The organism is Spirosoma litoris (assembly GCF_054776755.1).
Genome location: NZ_BAAHBI010000036.1, coordinates 185,498 through 206,719 on the forward strand (window position 1 = coordinate 185,498; position 21,222 = coordinate 206,719).

Genomic DNA, 21,222 nt, shown 5'->3' on the forward strand with positions numbered 1-21,222 from the left:
GGGCGATGGCCAGACTTAGGTCGGTTTTACATTTTTCGCGGACGCACTCAGGCCAGATGGGCAGCGTGAAGTGTGCCCAGTCGTATTTACCCTCCTGTAAGTGAGATTACTAAATTCGATGGTCGGTTGTTTAGCGAAGTCGCCAAGCAGTTTGATAACCCGCTTATAGCGCCCATAGGTGATAATATTGATGCTTTTATCGGTGCGCTCTCTTTTTTTACTTCTTTCGCTCGTTCGCCCCACTCATTAGGAGTTAGATGTATGCCAGTTTTCAGATACCGACGTTTGCCGTTTTGATAAGCTTCGATCAGTACAGAAGCTTTGCCATTACGGTCTAATTGTTTGCGTCAGTTATACACAGCTTTATAGTTTACTTTTACTGTTGTCATTATGCCGTAGTGTTAAATACGACACAAACCTACGCTCACTCATTACAGTAACATTCCGTATCAAAATTGTATCAAACAGGGCGAACAAGATAGGACTATAACGTACTAGCACAAGAATACCTAACTGATGGATTATAAGCTAAAAATCCCTGCAAATCAGCGAATTGCAGGGATTTAAAATTGTACTTTCGTGCACTCGTAGGGATTCACAAGGACACGTATAATACATTAAGAATTAGACCTTTACCACTACGTAAGTGGTAGGTACACCCTGAATTACACCTCAAACCTACAAAAAAAAGCCTAAGCAGTGGCTTTTTCATTTTTTACAGGCGTGAAAGGTATAACCCGGCCCTCGAAGGATGTACCGTTAAGAAAAGACTTTTCCGAAGCCTTCTGTGTCATTGACACCTCTAATAAACGGGTGAGCGTTTCTATTTGCTTATCCTTACTCTCCAGTTGACTAGCCAGCCGGGCAAAGTTTTCCTCTAAAGTATGTAAGTGCTCTACTAAATAAGAATCTGGAGCAGAAGATGGAGCAATAGCTGGAGCCACCTGCTTTATCATTTCCCCTTCGCCGGTCATTAACCAACCTGGGTTAATGTCTGGGAAATTTGAAATAATAGCCTCTAGCAGTTCCCAGCCTGGTTTGCTCAGTCCCTTAACTATGCTATTGATAGCAGTGTAACTTTTATTAAGGGTTTTAGAAAATGTGTTTATGTTCATTTTCTCCCTTTCCATTACCTGGTTAATCCTAAGATTAATGGTGTTTTCCATAATAATAGTTTTAGTGAACTGATAAAATAGACTCTAAGGAAATTTCTAAGTCGCCTTTTAGGAATAATTTGATTTTCAGTCTATTAACTTTATTTTTGAAGTTAATAGAAAATTTATTGAAGTTAATAGAAGATTATTCTCCTTTTAGTTCATATAATTGCACTATGATTTCACAGTAAACGGACAAATATTGTTACAAACAGTGAGAAATCACACTAAATTCTATGTAAACGGTCAAATTTTAGTATGAACACTATCCAGGCGCATTATGACGCATTACGCCAATCAGATTTAGAAAGCTGGCTGGCGATGAATGGAAAGCTGGCCTCACGGTTACACATGCGAAAGGATTGCTTAACTTATTTCAAACGGTCGATTCTTGAGAAAGAGGCTAAGCCAGAGAGTAAAATAGACCTAGCCGTTTTGCCGGGTTGGATCCAAAAACAGTTTGTCGATTACTTAGGCTTTACCTGGGATGGAATTTGGTCGAACACCATGCCAGCCCTGCCAAACCAATAAAATTGCCTTTACAAATCCGTCCTTTTCATGCCTGTTACCACACACTACCTTTCGGGTCAAGTGACAGACCTGCTATTAAGCCATGCCCAAATTGAGGCTATGCCTGATTCGGCGGTTAAGTCTGCTTATGAAAACGTTAAAATTCATTTGTCGAATCTGCAACGGAGAGTGCAGAATAATAGTGGCCTTTTGGCCGAGCTCTCCGAGGAAATCCAAGCGTTTACGCGCCAGTTCGTATGGCTTCGCGCTAGGAAATTTCCAGATTATTGTGAGGATTAACAGATTCACTATCAGTCAGATAGGTAGAATATAGGGTTAGGTGGTTGGCTCTAGTGGAGAGCAGCGAACTGGTTAGGGGCCAGCGTTTATTGGGTTCGACTCCCTGCCACCTGCAATGGAAAAACTTTCCATTCTAACGAGGAACGTATAAGACTTAGGTAGTTAGGATTGGTGGCCTGGCAATGATTCAGGCCACCAACCTCCAAATTGTCTACGTATATACATAAACGTTAGGTTTCTTTTACGGCTTGGTGCACACAGCCGCAATTCACAGGATAACCGCGAAAAAAACAGCCTTATGGGCTGGCCGGTAGAACTATGCCATTTTGGCATCTTTTTTAGGCCGAATCGCAGTTAAACCTAAAGTTAACTATCAGGTAACCAATAGTTTAACTTTTAGATTAACTCGATTAACTTTCAGAGTAACCTTTTTTCGAGGGTCTATTTTCATAACCGATTAACTGCTGCTTTGCTCAGGCCAAAAAGCCAGAAATCTGCCCGAAAAATGGCCCAAAAACCAAAAAATGGCTCCAGGAGCCGAATTAGACCACCAAAGCCACGATCTTTTTTTTGATTTTCTCAACTACCGAAATAGGCCTAGAATGGCTTAAAACGAAGAAAACGCACCACCAACCACCATGAACCAACAAGAACTTGACCGGATAACAACAGCATTAAAAGGCCTGCATTTGTACGCGCTCCAGGTTGAGCCAGGGCCAGAATCGTTAAAGGTGACTATTCCAGATGGCAAAATCTATGGCTTTCAACTGGAGCAACTTATGGCCATTGCAAAAGGCTATTCTTTAAGCATTGAAAGTACTGGCTGCTACCTGACTTGCACAATGTTCTGGTAAGACCCACAACCCCCTTAAAATCTGCCCGAAAAATGGCCAAAAACGCCAAAAATGGCCGTATAGGCCGAATCAGTCCAATAGAGCCACGATCTTTTTTTTGATTTTCTCAACTACCCGATTAACCGTAAAGTCCTTAAACGGGCTAAAAATAACCTCCTAAGTCTACCCCAAAACGCAATGATTCAAGAACGACAAAGACAAAAATTTGTAGGCGATAGAGAGCTATCTACCTACCGCTGGGAGCTGTACCTGGCCAATGAAAAGGCCTACGTTTTTGATGGCTATTCTAAGAACCGAGGCCAGGCCGAAAAACACGACAAACAAGCGCTATTCCAGGATTGTGTGGCTAGGATCTGTTTCAGCGGATACCTGGACAAAACATACCAAATGCTCTGGTACAAACGCGGTGGAGCACTCCAGCACAAGAAAGAGGATAGGCTTTTACTGGAAATGTACCCGACCTATTTTAAGGCACACAATGAGCTCCAGCTAGACCTTTCTACCATCAACTATTTAAAGCGGCTGTACGATGCCAAATTATCCGGTAAGCCGTTTGATCCAAAGAAATTATTGCCCCCTAGAGAGAGCGTAAGGGATTTTGAGGCCATAGATTTCTCCTTTTCGCTGAGTCGCTTTCCTACGGAGGATATACTGGTAGAGCATTGCCATGAACTCATTACCCGCTATCCACGCACTAGAGTAGAAGCCTGGTGGCGAAAGGTAAAAGATGCCTATTTAGATGCTCCAGTGCTGATAAAGGAGCCAATGGTTTACAAGCCAGAGCCAGCCACCAACCAGCAGCCAGCCAACCAATTCCACCAGCAGCCAATTAACCACCAGCGGCCAGCTAACCACCGGGAAAATGGCCGGGCCACGCCAGGCCGAGCCACGCCGAATATGACACCACCACGCCCTCCAGCCGATCCAGATAACCAGCAAGCCGTGGCGAATGCAAAAGGAGCCATAGCGGCCATGATTAACAAGTTTAACGTGAATAAAAAGTAAGCGTGCACAAGGTTACAATTTACATTTACAAGGCGGAAATGGCCGCTTTGTTAAACCTGGTGCACCCGCCGAGCCGCTACAGCCTCCAGAGCGCTCTCAATAGCTTAAGCCTGGAGGAACTTACCCTAATCGAATGGAGGGGCCGAATAACGCAACACAATTTACTCACCTGGCAGCTACGAGATAACCAGAAAAAATACGGCCTAAACATGCCGGTAACGGTAGCGCTCTGGAAAGTACTCCGAAACGTGCCCCTCAATCCAGACTTGCAAACCCTATCGGATGCCCTGGACTATTGCCTTATCAGTAACGGATTTTCACCTAACTATTTAACTGTTCCTTACCATGATTAAACTGCTTTTCAGTCTCCCCGTTGTAGTCGCTGGAGCTCTCTTTTTAGGCTTCTGGCTCCTGGTGGCTCTCGCCGTCATAATTGCCTTAACGTTCGTTCTGAGCCCTTTTTTATCCTTTTTAGACAAGTATGCCAACTCATTTAAAACACCCTCAAAATACGCCGATTATGGACGCAATTAACGCCAATACTCCAGTACCAAGCACCAGAGAGCTCCTAAACTTAAAACGTGGTTTGCTACCCACTGGCACCGTTTGGCGGTGTATTCAGGCGGGGTTTATCAAAGGCTTAATCAATAACCAGGAAGCCACCGACTTACAGCAACAACTAGCCAGCGTAGTTGACTACTGTCAGGAACAGCAAACAATCATTTTTAACCTCCAGGTTGAGCTGGCCAGGACTAAACAAACGTCACTTTTTAATTAATCGATTCTCAGTACATGCTAGAAAGCCATTCACTCACCGAGGAACAGATACAGGACAATAAAGAAATACAGGATGGTTTATTAATTCTTACCCGTTTGCCCCTGCCAAGCAAAAAGAATTGCGATTGTAGCCACTGCAAGCGCCTAAACCAGATTTCCGGCCAACTTCTGGATAATCCAGATGAGGCTTATGGGCCAAACATTATCCCACAGTTAGGGGGCAAAATAGCTACTAAAGTTCACCGATAATTAAGCAAATCCATTCCAATGCAAACAATAATAATTACCCTAGCGGATTACCTGGCCATGTTTCCAGAGCCAGAACGGTGGATAATGAGCTCACCAGGGCTTAAGGAAGTAAAGCCGCTTAAAGAGCAGCACATGATTTCTACCCTTTATCACAATTGCAATTTTAGAGGGCCAGAAATCAACATTCCGAAGGTTTGCAAAAACGTTGTGCAGCGCTCACAAAAGGGTATTTTAGGAAAGCCCTACTACCTTATTTACGTGGCCAGCAGGCTAATCCAAAAGGCTCCATTTATTACGTATTCTGATTGTTTTGAGCTGGTAATGTGGCACATGGTTAACGAGCTTAACGCACGATACAAAGCCGAACGTATAGCAATTACCGTAGAGCTCGGAGGGTACGAACGGGATAGAGCCGGATTAAACGATTAACCACCAGCCTGGCCGGATACGGCCAGGCTTTTCTTTTCTCATTCCACTAGTATAAACCAACTAAGCTACCATGCCAAAAGGCTACAACGAAGACGGATCCAAAAAAGTAAGGCCAGCAGGCTCTGGCCGCAAACCAAAGGAAAGCAAAGCCATCTCTCCCCAAATTAGCCTGGAGGCCTTTGCCGTGTTGGCTGGCCTAAAAAAGCAGAAAGCCAATCTTATTTACTTCATTTCTAACGCCATTCTGGAGAAAGCGACCAACGATGCCAGCAAAAAGGCTGATTTGCCCAGAACTGACTATTTTTCAACGATAAAGTTAATTTCATATGAAAGTTTACTTAGAGTTTGAAGGTATTTTGATCATTATCTATTGATAATTAAATAGTCAAAATTATAAAAAAAATATACAATTGTAAGTATAATATATAGCACTAAAGTTCTAAGTAATATACCGTTAAGTAAATTGAATAAGAATGTTTAATGTTTTTCGATTTAGCGCTTCTATTAGGATTAAGTGTTAACTAAATTTGCAAATAGTCAGTGTTTTAGAGCATTATCTAATCTTTTGATTAATAATTTACTTTTCATATGAGATTTTGACGTTGTTTTAATGGATGAATTATTTGGAGAAATTGATAATATTTTTTTAAATAAAAATGAATGCTATGGATAGCAACGAAGAATGCGAAAAGAAACTCACAGAATGTGAGGAAGCTTTGGACGAACTTGCCAAAGGTCTATTGGGGCCTTTTTTAAAAACAATTGGCCTAAATGATATAGGTAATATTAACGCCTTTACAGATGAGCAATATGAAAATTTAGGAAAAAATATTAGCGAAAACTTAAAGAGAATTTTAAAAAAAAAGTAGCGTCTTTTGATTACGCTGTTGTATTTTCAGGTGGAGGTGCTTTCGGATCATGGGAAATAGGTGCTTATAAGTTTTTGCTTGAAAAATTTGGAAAGCCACCTAAAACTATTGTTGGTACTTCCGCCGGGTCTCTAAATACCTCTGCAATATTTGCTGGTTATGATATAGATGATTTATGTAAGTTATGGAATGTTTCTTCTAATGAGGTTTATACAAGCAGTATTACTTATCGCTTTATAAAAGCTTTTTTTATTATTTTTATTGTACTGTTAATCTCTTCTACTTTTCTACTGGCTGAAAGCTTTAACTTTATTAACAATTGGCCAACATTTCAGAAATTTATAAGGATTACCTTGTCGATATCTCTGCTATCTATAATAGTGATTTCGTGTTTAATTGTATATTTTTTTCTTTCTAAGAAATTTGATAGTATATATAACAATAAGCCATTAAGGAAAAAGATGGCTAATGTATTAAGTAGATTGAATACTATTAATGATTCAAATTTCAATCTTGCAATAACTTTAACGGATGTTGCAACATCGGGGAAATTTGTATACTATTGGTTAAAGGATAAGAAAGTAAATGTTCCTTCAGATACATTTTCAAAATATATAGGTTTAAATAATAAAGAAGAACTAATAGAGTCGTTAATTGGAAGTAGTTCAATTCCTATTGCATTTCCGCCAAATAAATATGGATATTTTGATGGTGGAATTTTAAATAATAATCCTTTAAGTGTTGCAGAACAATTAGGCGAAAAAGTTATATTTGTTTTAGTTCCCTCTGTTAGTAAAGATAAACGATTAATAAATAATGACATAATAAAGAGAACTGGGCTGTTAAATATTGTCAATGATTTAATAGATACTTGGCTAATTACAAATTTGAGAGAAGTTTCTTATGCAATAATTGAAAAGAATAAAATAGCGAAATTAAGAGGACGTCCTGAATGTAAAGTTTGTATAATTAGACCAACTAATGATTTTTTGGAACTTAATATTGGATTATTAGATTTTGGTAAAAAAGTTGATGAATTAATAAGTAACGGTTATGCTTCAGCAAATGATAGGTTGTCTAAATTTAGATTAGATAGTTCTACTACTTGGTTTGAAGGGTCTTAATAGTTATAGATAATGTCAGCTAGAAGTAGCCTTTAAAACAATTACTTAGAAGCTAGCTCTCTCCAGGGCTGGCTTTTTTTATGTCCTTTCGGATACCCCACACACGGCTCACCTTTGAGCCATGAAACAATTTCTAAGCACAATCTGGCAATTCATAAAGGGCAATTCCAGCCGCTTTATCTGGGAGCTGGTGGCCGTGGCCATCGGTATCGCTGTAACCTGGCTTATTAGCCAGCTCACCGGCCAGCAATCACTCCAGGCCTGCCAGGACGAACGGGCCATTTTGCTCCAGGAGAAAACAAGCGCCCAATCTTTTGCCGACTCGGTACGCTGGAGCGCCGTACTCACCGAGAAAAATACCACCATTAAACACCTTCAAAATGAACTCCTTTATTTCCGCGAAAAAACCGCTCTGGATTCTGCTACTGCTGCTACCGAGCTGGCCACTATGCGCTCAATCAATCAGCGCTACCAACAGCAAGCAAAACACCGATAGTCTAGCCGTGGCCGTGGAGTTTATCCATAATGCCAAACAGATCCAGCAGGATCTTATCAAAGGCGATTGGGCCATAAAGCGCGAGGTGGTTTATAAAGCCCAAATCTCCGAACAAGAAGCCACCAACCAACGCCAGGCCGGGGAGCTGGCCAGCCTTACCAAAACAAACGGCAACCTAACCACCGACCTGGCCACCGCCAAGCAGCAACTAGGCGAACAAACACTTAAAACCAAGTCGGCAAAGTTGGAGGTTTGGGCCATGCGGCTGGCCGTAGGGCTTTATTTGGTGGGTAAACTAAACCGCATTTTGCCTTAAGCAGGAACACGTAAACCAATTATCAACGATGAAAGCGATTCATTTTTCTATTGACCTGCGTTCGTTCTTTCTGGGAGTTCTTACCCTAACGGGCCTTCTATTGCTGGCTAATTTCACACCTTCGCGAGATAACCAACCCGAACCCGGCAAAAACGAAAACCGACGCTATCAGGCCGTTACCGGCGAACAAGGATCCATTATTCTGGATACGCAAACGGGACAGTATATCCTTGTTTATGGAACCGCAAAAAGCTTACGAACCAAGTTTGATTTTAATGAAACAGAGCTGAAACGCAAATAACGGTTCGGAATCGTTCGCTCCCGCTTACCAGCCACGGCCAGCCAGCCGTGGCTTTTTTGTTGCTGCAAAACCGTCCTTTCCAGCGGCCAGGCCTGAGTGCAACTTTGAGCCAGTAAACAACTCAAACTAACAACCGCATCGGCGGTCCGAACCAATGGCTTTAAAACTAGTAAAATTTATTACCGATTCTGACGGGCCAACCAGGGCCGTAAACATCAACCCGGAGTACGTGACCACGGTAGAGGCCGATATGGTAAAGCCTGACCAGTATTGCCACATTAACCTTTGTACGGGCCACTACTACCGGGTTCTGGAGCCTGAAATTTCAGCCACCAGACGCTTAACCAATGCCATCTAATACCATTACGCGCCGGGCCATGTTTGCCGAGATCCACCAGGACACCCTGGGCGGGGGAAAGGCTCACGTTTTTAGCATTACCTACATAAAAAAGGATTCGACGGTAGGCCAGAAAGCCAGAGTCCGTAAGTGCTCTAAAAACCTGCCTGGAGAACGTGGCTACCGGGGAAACATCAATTTAAACCATGTACTCCTACTGGAAAACCTAGACAATCAAAAGCCCGACGGGGCACCGCAACCGTTCGAGATCCTTATCGACCTCATTACGCACTATAACGGCCAGCGAGTGGTGCACACTTTTTAACTATGGAGGCACTAACAGAAAATACATTTTTAATACCGAGTGAGCGAAACGGGGCCGTTTTGCAACTCACTGGCCGAGATCAGATTTTTGGCTCCAGCCTGACGCTCACCAGGGCGAATGGCTTAGACCATATACCCTGGGGCCGGGAAGATAACCAGCCCAACCAAATGGCCCGGCTGGTGGAACAAAACAGCCAGATCCGGCCACTATTGGAGGCTATCCGGGACATGATCCACGGCAGCGGGTTAGGCTTTTTTAAGCAGATCCAGGAGGGCAAAACCATCCACCTGGAGCCGTTTACAGACGCAAAGCTAACCGACTGGAGTTACCAGACGGAACTGCCCAATTACATGATTGCGGCCATTAACGAGCGGGTAACGAATGCCAACCATTTTACCCGGTTCGAGTTCACGCCGGACGGCCTGCCGTTGCTGTCCATTTCGGATAGTTTCACCACGCGTATAGGCAAACCCGTTGGCAACAAAATCCAGAACTACCTGCAAAATCCGTGGTTCGGGGAGGGGTGGGGCCAGGCACTGGAAAAGAGCGAGGTAGTACCCGCTTTTAACCGGCAGGATCCTACGCGCAATATCGTGAGCATGTTCCACAGCCGGGAACACATTTCAGGCAATCCGTTCTATGCCTTCCCTTCCTGGTGGTGTGCCAGGGACTGGATCGAAGTAGCCAACCTAATCCCGCTCTTTCACAAATCAGGGCTCAAAAACGGGTATAACATCAAATACCTGATTAAGATGCCGAAAGACTATTTCGATAAGGAGGGAGGCCGGGATTTAGAGCCCAAAGCGATCCAGGAGAAATGGGCCAAATTCGGAGAGAGCCTAAAAACGTGGCTTTCTGGGGTGGACAACGTAAATAAATCGCTCCTGGTGAGATACCTCCGGGGGGACGATAACAAAGCCCTGGAAAGTATCGACGTGGTTCCCATGAAAAACGAAATGTCGGACGACGCCTACAGCAAAGTATGGGAAATGGCCAACGTTTCGACCACCAACGCGGTAGGCGTTTTGCCCGTTTTAGGCGGGGTTACACCCGGCTCGAAAAGCGGGGATTCAGGGAGCCAGGTACGTGTGGTAGCCGATTACCAGCAACATTTTAGAACGCCGGTACAACGCCAGATCCTGCTGGAGCCCGTCCAGATGGCCCTCCGAATTTTGGGCTATACGGACGTAATCCCGGCCTTCAAAGAGGTACAATTAACCACCCTGGACAAAAACCCGAACGGCAAACAAGCCGTCGTAAACCACGGAGCCTAATGCTACTGAATCAAGACGTTTTAAAACTCCATTTGGGCGGGGTACAGGCCAAACTGAGCTTTGATACCATGCTGCCCTTTGCCGACTTTTCGGAGCGGTGGTTTACCGATCAGGTAGGTAAGGAATTAATGGCCTACCTGGCTGGCTTATCGAATCCAGAAACGGGCTCCGATGATGCCGATTTGCACTATTTGGCGCTGGCCTGCATGAGTTGGCGCTGTTATGAGTTCGCCTTTCCACATCTGAAATTACGGGCTAGTGATTTGGGTATTCAGAAGATGAACACCCAGAACACGGTGGCCGTGGCCAAGTGGGAATATGTGGACTCCAGGGAGGCAAACCTGGCCATGTTAGACCTGGCCCTAGAAAACTTTTGGCAGGCCGTGGAGCAGATCCGGCCAGCGGCCTGGACTGGCTCCCAAGCCTACCAAAAGCGCCAAAAAGTGTGGATCCGTTCCGCTAGTGAGCTGGCCGAACATATCCCGACGCTAGGCCGTAAAAACCGCTTATTTGAGCAGTTATTGACCTACATCAAACGGGCCGAAATGATCTATATCCGGCCCGTTTTAACGGAGTCGGTTTATACTGCACTCAAAGCGGCCTGGAGTAATCCAGCGGGTACGCTCACCAGTCAGGAAAAGGATTTGGTGGAGATGATCCGGCCAGCGCTGGCTCATATGGCCCTCTATGAAGCCTATCCGTATTTGCCCTTAACGCTGGACACCACCGGCATAACCGAGCGCCGGAGCAAAGACGGAACGTTTGAAGAAGTGGCGCCCGGGGGCGATACCAAAGGCACCCAAAAGCGCCAGCTCTACCAGGATGGCCAAATGTTCCTTTCGGAGTTACACGACTATTTACAAGCCACGTCCACCAGCACCCAATGGCCCGGCTTTTACCAGGCTCACCTGGCCACGGCAGGGGTGAGCACAGACGACGATTTTACCAACAGTTCTTTAGTAATTCTTTAAACAACTAATACAAACAATGAATACCGAAAACAGTACAGAACAAACAGTAGATCCTTTCGAGCTGGCCGCGCAAAAATTGCGAGACCAACAGGCACAACTCCAGCGGGATATGGACGCACTGGAAGAGCAACGGCAGCAGGCCGAAGAAGCCGAACGACAGCGCAAAATTGAGGCCTATCAGGCTTTGCGGGAGGATGCCGCTGGATTCCGAGCCACGGCAGTACAGGAAACCGACGAAGCCAGCAAAAAAATGTATGTCCAGTGGGCGGTAGATGCCGACCGGCAAGCCGTACAACTGGCTAGAGAGTTAGGCCTGGCTATTGAGGAACCCGTAGAGCCAGGCGAGGCCGAACGATCAACAATGGACAAGGTGAAAAGCCTGTTAAGCCACCGTTTAGGGGCCATTGTCCAGATTACGCTTTTGGTGGCTGCTATCGTTTGGGCCAGCACCAACTTTACCAACATTGGCCACGAGATCCAGGTACTAAACGAGAAATTGCCGCTGGAGGAAAAAATGAACGCTTACGACATTACCAGCAATCAAAAGTTCTTTTTTGAGAAGTACGTGGAGTTCTGGGATTTGCCGGTAGGCCTCTTTAAACTGCTGATTTTGGTGCCGTTTGTTGGGCTGTATTTGCTGCCTTTCATTCGGTCACGCCGGGATTTTTTTACCGAGTTTTTCGAGGATTTAACCCCCTACCAGAGATGCCTTATCACCTTCGGTTTTGTTGCCTTATTTATCTTACATTCGGCTCTCTCTCATGGGGTCAAACCGTAAAAGGGCCGGACAAAAACGCCATCTATCCAGCCAACCCCTGGACACTAGACGAAACGCTTTTACGCCAGGCCATCCTGGATAGTGCTGCCGTTTTTGTCGGGAAGGTGGAGCAGACCAACAACAACGATGCCCCGTGGATTACCAAGATCAATCGCTATAACGGCCTGCCTGTTCGGTCTGCCTATTGTGCCAGTGGCTACTACTACGCCCACCGGGTCAACGGGGTAAAGTTGCCCGTAAAAGCCCTGGGAGCCGTGGCCAGTTATTTCTCAGTCCCTGCTAAGATCATCTACCGACGCAACCAACGAGGAAACCAGCGCTTAGGCATCATGCCGCGCCGAATGGACGTAGTGAGCCTATTTGCCAGCCACGTAGAGGGGCTAGTGTCGGACGTTTGGGATCCTGACGAGGACGAAGTAACGCTAATCGGATTTAACACTTCGGGCGGCAAAGGTACTAAATACGGCTGCTACATCAACCGCCGTAAAAAGTCCGAAATTAAATTTATAGCCAACTGGCTCACCCCTTATTTAACCACTTTAAAACACCAATAAACGCACCCATGAACGCAATTCCAAAGCGCAAAATGGTGTCCTTTTCCATTTGGTCGCTGTTAGCTCTCTTTGGGCTAATGGTGGCCGGATGGGAGTTCGGATGCCGCCTAATGGCTTTACTTTTTAACGAATAAAAACCCCATGAAAACAGTCTTTTATTTCCTGCTGATGGTCTTTTTAGGTCTGCTGGATACGGTACTAGTCATTTTACTCTGGATGCCTATACGGCTCATTTGGGGGGTGAATACCCTCCGGTATGTATTCAGTCCAGCCACTAGCCTAAGTACCTGGCTCCAAACAAACCTTAAGCGCTAATGCTAACTATCGAATTTGCCGGAAGTTCCTACCAGTTGCCCGAAAGCTGGAGTGAGGTGGATCCTGAACGGTTGCCGCAATTACTCCAGCTTACGTTTTTCACGCCACCCACGCCGGACAGTTTCCACGAAACGCTCCGATTGACGTTAGGGATTCGCCAAAAAGTCTGGAAAAAGCTCATGCAAACCCACTTTGGTCCAGGCGTAGGCAAGAAAGCCAAACAGGCCAACGCGGTGGTATTGCACACCCTTAAGCACCAATTACGATGGATGCAAAAAGAGGCTATTCATAAACAGCCATTTGCTACGCTGGAGCTGGATTTTGGGCATACCTGGTTATTACCAGAGACCGACTTTTTAACCATGAGCTTTGGGGAGCTCACCGACGCATATATTCATTTTCTTATCTGGATCCGGCAGCTAATCCAGGGAGATGAGCACTTAGATTTACTAGTTGCCACCCTTTGCCGACCAGCCAGGACTGGAGACTACCAGGCCGCGCCAGGCTGGAATGGCGACCACCGGGAGCCCTACAACGAGTTTAACGCCAAAGAACGGGCCAAGCTCCTGGCCGCTATTGAGCCAGGCCTTAAAATGGCCGTATTGCTGTTTTTTGTGGGCAACCTGGAGAAAGTTATGGGCCGCTATGAACTAAGCGGTGGCGAGGCTGGAGAGCCTGACCAATACCCTGGCCAGGCATGGGTTAAGAATAGCCATTTATTGGCAGCGAAAGGGATTTTTGGCAATCTCGACCAGACCAAAGCGGCCAATTTACACGACGTTTTGCTATTCCTGGAGGAAAATAGAAAGGACATTTTGGCTGAAATTGAACACCGTAAACAAGAGGAAACTATCTAAATGAGCGCTACAACGTGCACCAAATCTTTCTGGGAGTTCTTTAACCCGCTGGCCGGATCCGTGCCCGGCATCAAGACCGTGAATCGTTCCGGGGGCGATAAAATGGATCGGCTTATGGCCATTTCCCGAAGTGAGGATATTTACCCGGCAGCGTTTTTATTACGGCCTAAATACAGCCTGGAGGATAATGGGGCCGGTTTAACTATTGCCTGGTTCGATGCCACCTATTACGTGATTTGCCAAGGCGATATGAGCAGCGACCTAGACGAAGATTTGGCCTTTGATGAAGCCGAACGACTAGCTACCGAAATTTGCGCTAAAATCCAGCAAAGTCCTGATACAAATTATAAAGTGCTCATTGATCCAGCGCAACGGATTTTTCTGGAGCCCATTACAATGGTAACTTTAGAGGCCTCCTACGGCTACGAGGTACGTATTAAAGTAGGCCTCATGGTCAACAGTGAGTTATATAGTTAATTCAATTAACCAGTAAGTTGAGAAAGAAATGAAGCTATTTACGTTAATACGATTCTATTTGGTTTGGGGTTTGGCCGCTCCCTTTGTGCTGCTTTTCCTAATCGGGGCCGCTGTATTTTCGGGCCAATGGCTCCTGATTTGGGTTAAATTCCAATTAATCCACCAGAGCCTTTACCAGAAATTTCTAACAGAAAATACAAGGAAGTTCTTGTAGATAAATTAATGTATCTTGTGCTTTGGCTAACATTAATTATTGGGCAACAATAAATCATTGGAGAACTAGGAATCTATTCATTTATTGCGCTAAATAATTTAAAACAACCACTTTAATTCTTTTACAATGCGATTCAACCTTACAAGTTTGTTTGTTTGTTTGTTTAATTTTTTTAGTTGCGCTATCTTCCTGTCAAGACCATCAGCTTACAGCACTTTCAGGCCAAAAATTTAGGATTAAAAGAGAGGTTTCTACTGGATTAAGGCTTTACTCTTCAACCGTTTATAACTATAATAGCCAAGGTCAGCTAGCTAATTCTATTACTCGTACTGGGAGTTCATCTTTGGTTGAGACTGGCGGAGTTGCCAGAGTTGCCACCTTTAAGTATGATGAACAAGGTCGCTTAGTTCAATTTGTAAGTCCACTCACAGATACTTATAATCAACGTTATGATTACTCCTCCGATAATAGTGGGAACATCACTTCAGTCAAGCGATATGAGGATAGTGCAAACCCTGGCACGTACGTATTAACAAATACATACACCTTAGAGTACGGTACTGGTAAGGCTCCAATTAAAGTTACCAACACATCTAGTGCTAATGTTCAGCAAATAGATCTAATTACGTATAACAATGGTAATATTACCAAAATAGAATCTAGCTATAACTCTACCCCTATTACAAATTATACGGCAACGGCTGCACCTAATCCATTTTATGGATTAGTTACTGGCCAACCAAATATTCAGAGCTATAGCGTTAATGTGGTAAATGTGACAGGCGTGACCTATATAAACACGTATGACTCAAACGGTTTTCTAATCAAACAAGTTGAGAAGGTTCCCAGCAGTAATGTTGACAATGAGCGTACTTTTGAATACGAAGCATATTGATTAACGGCTTTTCGTCAAGTTATTCCGTCCTTTTAGCTACTAACTAGAGAGCTCAACTTTGCTAAAACCAAAGTTGAGCTCTTTTTATGTTTATTGACCCCCTAAATTCCAGCCTGGCCTTTCTGCCGGTGCAATTCTCCAGGAATAAAATAGAGCAGGTAATGGATCCGGCCAATACCAGCCTACCCAGCCGCGCCGGATTACGTTATTTCCTGGAGCTCCTGATTCCAAACTTTGCCGGATCGACCACCTTTGAGCGGCTGGTAAAAATGCCAGGCTCTGAAAAACCACCTACTAACCAGGCCGGTATGGTGGTGTATGAAGGGGCATTTTTTCAGTTAGATGAGCTATTAGATGGCTTTCTTTCCTTCACCAAACCAGCTTTTGGGGCCAACGATATGGCCATCATTTCCACGCTGACAATGCCCTACATTGTTAAGGAGTCGGTGGAAAATAACGGCGTACTGCTGGCCGAATCCGTTAAACAAAATGCCAGCCAGTGGATTCTTAAGGCCGGTTTGAATGAGCGGGACTTTCTGGCCTGGGGGAGTTCGTTCTTTACCAGCTACATGAGTGAGAACCGACCCTTTTTAACCTGGCAACCCGATGGCAAAACCATTGGCGAGAACCAGCAGGAGTTTTTATACTTTCTGTTAAATTTCTCACCAGCACCGGCCAGCATCATTAGGCGCTATCGGGTGCATTATGTGGGTGGTGGTTATGAAACACTCGAATACGGGGCGTTAGCGGGTGGCCAGCCGTTCCAGGTGGTGAGCGTACCCGTTCACCCGGCAGCGCTAAACCTAAACCCGGCAACGGTCGATTATTACGAAGTTTGGCTATCGGATCAGGATCGAAACCGATTGAGCCAGGTACGCACCTACCGAGTAGACCACAGCTATCGAAGCCAGGAGCGATGGCTTTTGTTTGCCAATAGCCTGGGCGGTTGGGACACCCTGCGGCTATTGGGCGAAGGAGCTGAAACCTTAACCACCCAACGCACCACGGCAGAGCTGGAGCGGCCTGCCGGAGCCGCTGCCGACTATGCCGAATTACGGGTCATTCATTTGGTAGGCTCCAGAGAGTTAACCGTGAGCACCGGCTATTTCGAGCAGGCCGCACACCACCAGCTCAAACACTTAGATGAGCTGATGCTATCGAAAGAGATTTATCTGGTTGACAGCCGGGGCCACCAGGCACTGGAGCTAGTCACCAACAGTTTAGTAGACAAAGAAGATAACACGGATCTACTGGCCAGAAACTTTACCTTTCGATTCAGCACCCCACAGTACAACCATTCCACTATGCCAGCCGCACCGGCCACGCCAGCCAGGCCGATGAAATGGCAGGGGGCCGGGGTGGTGCAGATCCTGGATAGTTTTGGCAAGCGAACCGGAAAAGGGCGCTCGCTGAAACTCCAGCGCTACTATGCCGACACGAACACGCTGTTTAAACCCGTTACCGAAAAGCCCAACCAGCCGGGAGATCCTGACTACATCGAAAGTTTACCGCTGCCAGGCGTTACGCCGGGATCCACGCCCTACCCAAGCCAGGCACTCACCCGAGTAACCACCTACAAGCGTACCACGTGCACCGGGGGAGCCATTGGCGACGTGGCCACGATTAGCATTCCTGCCGGAAAGTACGGCTCCGAAATCAGCCAGGCCGACGCGGACAGCAAGGCCGAGGCCGAGTATAGTTTACTCAATACCCAAGTATATGCCGATACCTATGGCAGTTGCACAGCCGCGCCGGAGCTCTACATGGTGGCCGTGCCTGGGGGAGAATGGCGCTATAGGGCCAACAACGGCAATAAGTTTGCCTTTGAATGGTATCAGCCAGGCGATCCGGGCACGGTGAAAATTGGCAATACCGCAATACCTGGGATTTACAAGGCCAGTCCAGGGCTTACGTGTATCCGCAATATTCGACGGATGTAAACTTTCCCGTTCGTCCAACGGATTGGCGGTTTAGTGTGTATGGTACGCCAAACAGCTCCGTAAATCTCAAAATTTACCAGAACGGGGTTTTGCGCTTTGACCAGAATATAGCCATCAATAGTGATGGCTATCAATACGTAGGCCTAAACGATAAGGTTACGCTGGCCTCAATGGATCGACTGTATTTTAAAGCCACTCAACTCTAAGATGAGCCTAGAAATTAGACTAAACGGCCAGGCCGTAGATCTTACGCCAGAACTCCAGGTTTCGCTGGAGCTGGTAAACCCGTACCTGGTATATGAGGATATTTTAAGCAGTTCGTCCACGGTGCCAGCTCTACCGGCCACCAACCGGAACCGGATCATTATGGGCTTTCCTGATTTACTCCAAAGTGACGCGTTAGGAATGCGCTACAATTGTGAGAAGTACTATAATGGCCAACTACTCCAGGGCGGGGTGGCCATCCTGACCGAAGCAGCCGAAACGTTCGCTTTGGCGGTGGTTCAGCCATTAGGTGAATTATTTGGCGACTTACAAACCAAAACGCTGCCAGAGCTCTCTTTTGGGACTCTAGCCGTGCCGGGAGTGCTCACGCCGGTACTGCAATCGTTTGGCCGGGACGTGGTGGCCTTTCCGGCTATCCTGAATAGTGATTTTTACAGCAACAACGGCGGGGCCATTTCCTACAGTGGAACGGTCAATAATTACACCGCCGGAGCCTACACTACGCCGGGGCCAATCGTACCCATGCCGTTTTTAAAAGAGATCCTGTTACGGATTGGCGAATTAACGGGCGTTACGCTTTCGGGCCAATTCCTGGAGGATCCCGACTTAAGCCAGCTCTTACTCTACAACACCAGGGCGCTAGATGGGAGAACGACGATAGAGCTACGCCAGCACTTGCCCGAAATGACCATTCCCGTATTTTTCCTGGAGCTCCGAAAACTCTTTAACCTGGCCATGACGGTGGACACGGTGGATAGGTCTATTAGGCTCGATTTCACGGACTCGTTTCATAAAGCGGCTACGAGTATCGACTGGAGCAAAAAAGCGCTCAAAACGTTTAAAAAGCGGCCAGAAATGGCCAGGCGGTTCCAGTTGGGTAGCGTACTGGACACAAACGACGCATTGACCAAAGATAAGCCGGATATTCTGGCCGATTATCTAACCCCAGAGCTGGCCGAAGAAACCACCATTAGCCCTTTAACCAGCCAATTCTCTACCCTGTTAACGGATCCGGCCACCGGCCTGGCCATCACCAAACAGGTAGGCATTACGGAGCAGTTTAGCCAACTGGCTAACAAGTTTAGTCCACGGCTTTTGTTCTGGAATGGCCTGGTAAGTGGCAAGCCAACGGCCACGGCCAGCCGGGGCAATTACTCGCTGTACTGGAAAGGGCCGCAAGGCCTGGCCGCTACATTCTGGCCAATGACGGAGCAGCACCGGGCACGCCGGTTTTATGTGGAGCGCTCCCTGGACTTAACGGAGGTAGACCTGGCCAGGCTGGATTTTTCCCAAAAAGTGCACATTAATGGCATGGATTACTTTGCGGCTAAAATCTCCATTTCATTACCCATCAAAGAGCCAGCCAGGGCGCTCCTGGTACGGGCTTAACCGATTTATTAATAGGGTATAATCGGTTATAATGAGAATTGAAAAAAAGGTATATTCGGGCTAACTCTAACCTCTTTAAAACCATGAATTCAAAAATTCCTAAATTCTTTCCGAAGCGCAATTTGTTCAAAAGTAAGTATGGGGGGAAGGGGTTTCCCGGAAAACATAAGCCTAAAGAATATTCGCGCGAAGCATTAGCCGACGAGTTGAGAGAAGCACCGTGGGGTAGAAATTTTTTCGCCACAGGCATTTTCAGAATTATGAACTGGCAAATGCAAAACGAAGGCCAACCCATTACCAAAGAACATTATAATGTTTTAGTGCATTCGTTAACTAAAGAAAGGAAAGGTCTACTCAGGACATTGTGGGCGGAAAATAAGAATGTGATGGAGTCCGAAGGTGACACGTGCGTCTACAGAGTTGGTAAATATGGGGTGCATTGGCCTATGAGTAAGATAAAAAACTACTGGGAAGAAGAGTAATATTTTTATATGAAAAAACTCTAATGTGAATCATGAAGACAGAATAATCGTCATAAGTAAAACGAAAAATAGTTGGAATAGAATGTGGCTTTCTAAATAGAAACACCGTCATTAGACGGTGTTTCTATTTAGAAAGCCACTGCTTAAATGATAAGGATTCTACTCAATTACTACCCGGATTTTTTCTAAAGGATTTCCGCGTGTTCTACCGCTTTTAATATGTAAATAATAAACCCCTCTTGGTACATCCTTGACATTTAATTGAAGGCTATTCCCGTTGACCAGTTTATTATTTTTGTGCGCATCCTTGACGTTCAGTGAATGAATTGGTTTCATTGAATTCGCGCCAATTAAATCAATTTGGTCTGGTAAAGACTCTACAGTGGTTGCGTTTAAAAATTCAAGGGTCACATTGTCCCTTGCTGGATTGGGATAAACTCTAGTGGTTTCGCTACAATTATTAACTACCACTAAGTAGTTATAATATGCACTACCACAAGCATTTGTACCAGTGACATTAAGATAATAGTTTCCAGTGGCCGAACCACTTACATTAGCCTCTGAGGTACCACTACTAATAGCAACTAAATTAGGCGAACTTGTTGACCAAGAATAAGTTGCATGTTCATAAGAGCTTGGGGTATTTAGAGCGTAATAATACGAATTGTAGATACATATTTCCCCTGGCCCAGTAATGTTATGGCTCGGAGGACCTGCGTAAACTTCTCTGGTAATAGGAACCGTTGTGCCACAATCAGCAACATTTGCTGTAATATAGGCTGTACCAGGACTATATCCAGTAGCAGAAACCGTTGCCGATGAACCGGATGGAGATAAGGACAAGTTACCAGAGCTTTGCCAGCTTGATACACTAGCCCCCGCTGGTAAATTTGCCACCGAAACAGATTGGGAACTGCCACTACAGAACAAATCAGGCGTAGAGATACTGGCTGATCCCCCAGGAGTTGGGCGTTGGATAGTGGTGGACGTTGATGAGGAATTGCAACCAGCGCCACTCCGTGTTGCTGTAACAGTGATATTGCCGCCAGAACCCGCCGAACTTGTCATGGTTAGTGTGGTCGTGCCTTGCCCACTAACATAAGTCCAGCCAGACAAACTCGAATAATCCCAGTTATAATTAGTTGCGTTGGTAGCTGCTCCAACGGTAAAGGTAACAGTCTGTGATCCACACGAAATAGTTTGTGGGCTACCAGATGAGCCATTGACAGACAAAGCCCCAATAGGACCTAAATAAAGAATAGGGACCGAATAGGTAGCTGTTACTCCGTTGCTCGACGCATTTTTACAATCATGCGTTGTCGCAGTTAATGTAGCATTACCATTTACATTTTTCCAGGTCACAAAAGTCCCAAAGCCTGACGAAATTGTGACGCCAGAATTATAGGGAGCTTCAGCATTAGTAGCTGTCCAGTTGACCTGACAACCTTCCGTATCGACAGTCGTGCCGAAAAGATAACCAATTGAGCAACCAGGTGGTACGGAAGAAGAGTAACTACTATTAGTAGGTACCACATAGGAGGCTGATGTTTGAGCAATCACTCGGGTTGCTACAGAAATCACCAATAAAATTACTAGGGTTTTGAAGGTAGACATAAGTGTGTACATAACATTTGGGCTTTAAGAGTGATGAGTAATACTTATGTTATTGGTATGGTTTTCTGGAAGCAATTCTCTTACTAAATATTTAATTTTACTAATATGGTATTTTGAATCTTAGAAAGTTTAAAAAATAAAATATGAGTAACATATGATAGTTTTACTTATAGTCGATAACTGATTTTTGA

Annotated in this window: 30 protein-coding genes and 2 pseudogenes; 29 read left to right on the plus strand and 3 right to left on the minus strand. The window is 45.5% G+C overall.

Going from position 1 to position 21,222, the window contains the following annotated elements:
- Positions 1 to 86 precede the first annotated feature (86 nt).
- Positions 87 to 335 (minus strand): annotated as a pseudogene (locus tag ACYVGR_RS22980) (Arm DNA-binding domain-containing protein); the annotation flags it as partial.
- 357 nt (positions 336 to 692) lie between these two features.
- Positions 693 to 1,166, minus strand: a complete 474-nt coding sequence (locus ACYVGR_RS22985; RefSeq protein ID WP_460961103.1) for a hypothetical protein — start codon at positions 1,164 to 1,166, stop codon at positions 693 to 695.
- Positions 1,167 to 1,412: 246 nt separating this feature from the next.
- Between ACYVGR_RS22985 and ACYVGR_RS22990 the strand changes: the two genes are divergently transcribed.
- From ACYVGR_RS22990 to ACYVGR_RS23130, 29 genes and pseudogenes are all read left to right on the plus strand, one after another.
- The gene (locus ACYVGR_RS22990) at positions 1,413 to 1,685 is read left to right on the plus strand and encodes a hypothetical protein (protein ID WP_460961105.1); all 273 of its coding nucleotides are present in this window, start codon (positions 1,413 to 1,415) and stop codon (positions 1,683 to 1,685) included.
- Between the two features lie 27 nt (positions 1,686 to 1,712).
- Positions 1,713 to 1,964 (plus strand): hypothetical protein, encoded by a 252-nt coding sequence (locus ACYVGR_RS22995; RefSeq protein ID WP_460961107.1) that lies wholly within the window; start codon positions 1,713 to 1,715, stop codon positions 1,962 to 1,964.
- 638 nt (positions 1,965 to 2,602) lie between these two features.
- On the plus strand, positions 2,603 to 2,818 hold the full coding sequence (locus ACYVGR_RS23000) for a hypothetical protein (RefSeq protein ID WP_460961109.1): 216 nt from the start codon (positions 2,603 to 2,605) through the stop codon (positions 2,816 to 2,818).
- Positions 2,819 to 2,995: 177 nt separating this feature from the next.
- The gene (locus tag ACYVGR_RS23005; RefSeq protein WP_460961111.1) at positions 2,996 to 3,823 is read left to right on the plus strand and encodes a hypothetical protein; all 828 of its coding nucleotides are present in this window, start codon (positions 2,996 to 2,998) and stop codon (positions 3,821 to 3,823) included.
- Positions 3,824 to 3,825: 2 nt separating this feature from the next.
- Positions 3,826 to 4,176, plus strand: a complete 351-nt coding sequence (locus ACYVGR_RS23010) for a hypothetical protein (RefSeq protein WP_460961113.1) — start codon at positions 3,826 to 3,828, stop codon at positions 4,174 to 4,176.
- Positions 4,169 to 4,357: a hypothetical protein gene (locus tag ACYVGR_RS23015; RefSeq protein ID WP_460961115.1), complete on the plus strand. Its 189-nt coding sequence runs from the start codon at positions 4,169 to 4,171 to the stop codon at positions 4,355 to 4,357. Before ACYVGR_RS23010 ends, ACYVGR_RS23015 begins: the two co-directional genes overlap by 8 nt.
- Complete coding sequence (locus ACYVGR_RS23020; protein ID WP_460961117.1) at positions 4,344 to 4,601, plus strand: hypothetical protein; 258 nt, start codon at positions 4,344 to 4,346, stop codon at positions 4,599 to 4,601. Before ACYVGR_RS23015 ends, ACYVGR_RS23020 begins: the two co-directional genes overlap by 14 nt.
- A 14-nt stretch (positions 4,602 to 4,615) precedes the next feature.
- Positions 4,616 to 4,849: a hypothetical protein gene (locus ACYVGR_RS23025; RefSeq protein ID WP_460961119.1), complete on the plus strand. Its 234-nt coding sequence runs from the start codon at positions 4,616 to 4,618 to the stop codon at positions 4,847 to 4,849.
- Between the two features lie 18 nt (positions 4,850 to 4,867).
- On the plus strand, positions 4,868 to 5,278 hold the full coding sequence (locus ACYVGR_RS23030; RefSeq protein WP_460961121.1) for a hypothetical protein: 411 nt from the start codon (positions 4,868 to 4,870) through the stop codon (positions 5,276 to 5,278).
- 70 nt (positions 5,279 to 5,348) lie between these two features.
- Entirely contained in the window at positions 5,349 to 5,627 is a 279-nt protein-coding gene (locus ACYVGR_RS23035) for a hypothetical protein (RefSeq protein ID WP_460961123.1), read from the plus strand.
- A 316-nt stretch (positions 5,628 to 5,943) separates the two neighbouring features.
- Positions 5,944 to 6,147: a hypothetical protein gene (locus ACYVGR_RS23040; protein ID WP_460961125.1), complete on the plus strand. Its 204-nt coding sequence runs from the start codon at positions 5,944 to 5,946 to the stop codon at positions 6,145 to 6,147.
- A gap of 29 nt (positions 6,148 to 6,176) precedes the next feature.
- Positions 6,177 to 7,271: pseudogene (locus ACYVGR_RS23045) on the plus strand (patatin-like phospholipase family protein); the annotation flags it as partial.
- Positions 7,272 to 7,392: 121 nt separating this feature from the next.
- Positions 7,393 to 7,767, plus strand: coding sequence for a hypothetical protein (locus ACYVGR_RS23050; protein WP_460961127.1), 375 nt, complete (start codon positions 7,393 to 7,395; stop codon positions 7,765 to 7,767).
- The gene (locus ACYVGR_RS23055; RefSeq protein WP_460961129.1) at positions 7,652 to 8,083 is read left to right on the plus strand and encodes a hypothetical protein; all 432 of its coding nucleotides are present in this window, start codon (positions 7,652 to 7,654) and stop codon (positions 8,081 to 8,083) included. Before ACYVGR_RS23050 ends, ACYVGR_RS23055 begins: the two co-directional genes overlap by 116 nt.
- A 28-nt stretch (positions 8,084 to 8,111) precedes the next feature.
- The gene (locus tag ACYVGR_RS23060) at positions 8,112 to 8,384 is read left to right on the plus strand and encodes a hypothetical protein (RefSeq protein ID WP_460961131.1); all 273 of its coding nucleotides are present in this window, start codon (positions 8,112 to 8,114) and stop codon (positions 8,382 to 8,384) included.
- A 154-nt stretch (positions 8,385 to 8,538) separates the two neighbouring features.
- Positions 8,539 to 8,742 carry a hypothetical protein gene (locus tag ACYVGR_RS23065; RefSeq protein ID WP_460961133.1) on the plus strand — a complete coding sequence of 68 codons (204 nt, stop codon included), beginning with the start codon at positions 8,539 to 8,541 and terminating at the stop codon, positions 8,740 to 8,742.
- Entirely contained in the window at positions 8,732 to 9,046 is a 315-nt protein-coding gene (locus ACYVGR_RS23070) for a hypothetical protein (RefSeq protein ID WP_460961135.1), read from the plus strand. Before ACYVGR_RS23065 ends, ACYVGR_RS23070 begins: the two co-directional genes overlap by 11 nt.
- Positions 9,047 to 9,048: 2 nt before the next feature.
- Complete coding sequence (locus ACYVGR_RS23075) at positions 9,049 to 10,320, plus strand: hypothetical protein (RefSeq protein ID WP_460961137.1); 1,272 nt, start codon at positions 9,049 to 9,051, stop codon at positions 10,318 to 10,320.
- On the plus strand, positions 10,320 to 11,291 hold the full coding sequence (locus ACYVGR_RS23080) for a DUF6712 family protein (protein WP_460961139.1): 972 nt from the start codon (positions 10,320 to 10,322) through the stop codon (positions 11,289 to 11,291). The genes ACYVGR_RS23075 and ACYVGR_RS23080 overlap by 1 nt, the downstream gene beginning before the upstream one ends.
- 16 nt (positions 11,292 to 11,307) lie before the next feature.
- Positions 11,308 to 12,069, plus strand: coding sequence for a hypothetical protein (locus ACYVGR_RS23085; RefSeq protein WP_460961142.1), 762 nt, complete (start codon positions 11,308 to 11,310; stop codon positions 12,067 to 12,069).
- The gene (locus ACYVGR_RS23090) at positions 11,997 to 12,623 is read left to right on the plus strand and encodes a hypothetical protein (protein ID WP_460961144.1); all 627 of its coding nucleotides are present in this window, start codon (positions 11,997 to 11,999) and stop codon (positions 12,621 to 12,623) included. Before ACYVGR_RS23085 ends, ACYVGR_RS23090 begins: the two co-directional genes overlap by 73 nt.
- A 141-nt stretch (positions 12,624 to 12,764) precedes the next feature.
- Entirely contained in the window at positions 12,765 to 12,938 is a 174-nt protein-coding gene (locus ACYVGR_RS23095) for a hypothetical protein (RefSeq protein ID WP_460961146.1), read from the plus strand.
- Positions 12,938 to 13,795 (plus strand): hypothetical protein, encoded by an 858-nt coding sequence (locus ACYVGR_RS23100; protein WP_460961148.1) that lies wholly within the window; start codon positions 12,938 to 12,940, stop codon positions 13,793 to 13,795. The genes ACYVGR_RS23095 and ACYVGR_RS23100 overlap by 1 nt, the downstream gene beginning before the upstream one ends.
- Entirely contained in the window at positions 13,796 to 14,272 is a 477-nt protein-coding gene (locus ACYVGR_RS23105) for a hypothetical protein (RefSeq protein WP_460961150.1), read from the plus strand.
- Positions 14,273 to 14,637: 365 nt separating this feature from the next.
- Entirely contained in the window at positions 14,638 to 15,381 is a 744-nt protein-coding gene (locus ACYVGR_RS23110; protein ID WP_460961152.1) for a hypothetical protein, read from the plus strand.
- A gap of 86 nt (positions 15,382 to 15,467) precedes the next feature.
- Positions 15,468 to 17,321 (plus strand): DUF5977 domain-containing protein, encoded by a 1,854-nt coding sequence (locus ACYVGR_RS23115; protein ID WP_460961154.1) that lies wholly within the window; start codon positions 15,468 to 15,470, stop codon positions 17,319 to 17,321.
- Positions 17,294 to 17,527 carry a hypothetical protein gene (locus ACYVGR_RS23120; protein WP_460961156.1) on the plus strand — a complete coding sequence of 78 codons (234 nt, stop codon included), beginning with the start codon at positions 17,294 to 17,296 and terminating at the stop codon, positions 17,525 to 17,527. Before ACYVGR_RS23115 ends, ACYVGR_RS23120 begins: the two co-directional genes overlap by 28 nt.
- 1 nt (position 17,528) lies before the next feature.
- The gene (locus tag ACYVGR_RS23125) at positions 17,529 to 18,935 is read left to right on the plus strand and encodes a hypothetical protein (protein ID WP_460961158.1); all 1,407 of its coding nucleotides are present in this window, start codon (positions 17,529 to 17,531) and stop codon (positions 18,933 to 18,935) included.
- An 83-nt stretch (positions 18,936 to 19,018) separates the two neighbouring features.
- Complete coding sequence (locus ACYVGR_RS23130) at positions 19,019 to 19,417, plus strand: hypothetical protein (protein ID WP_460961160.1); 399 nt, start codon at positions 19,019 to 19,021, stop codon at positions 19,415 to 19,417.
- A gap of 159 nt (positions 19,418 to 19,576) precedes the next feature.
- Here the strand turns inward: ACYVGR_RS23130 and ACYVGR_RS23135 are convergent, their stop codons facing one another.
- The gene (locus ACYVGR_RS23135; protein ID WP_460961162.1) at positions 19,577 to 21,031 is read right to left on the minus strand and encodes a T9SS type A sorting domain-containing protein; all 1,455 of its coding nucleotides are present in this window, start codon (positions 21,029 to 21,031) and stop codon (positions 19,577 to 19,579) included.
- Positions 21,032 to 21,222: the final 191 nt, after the last annotated feature.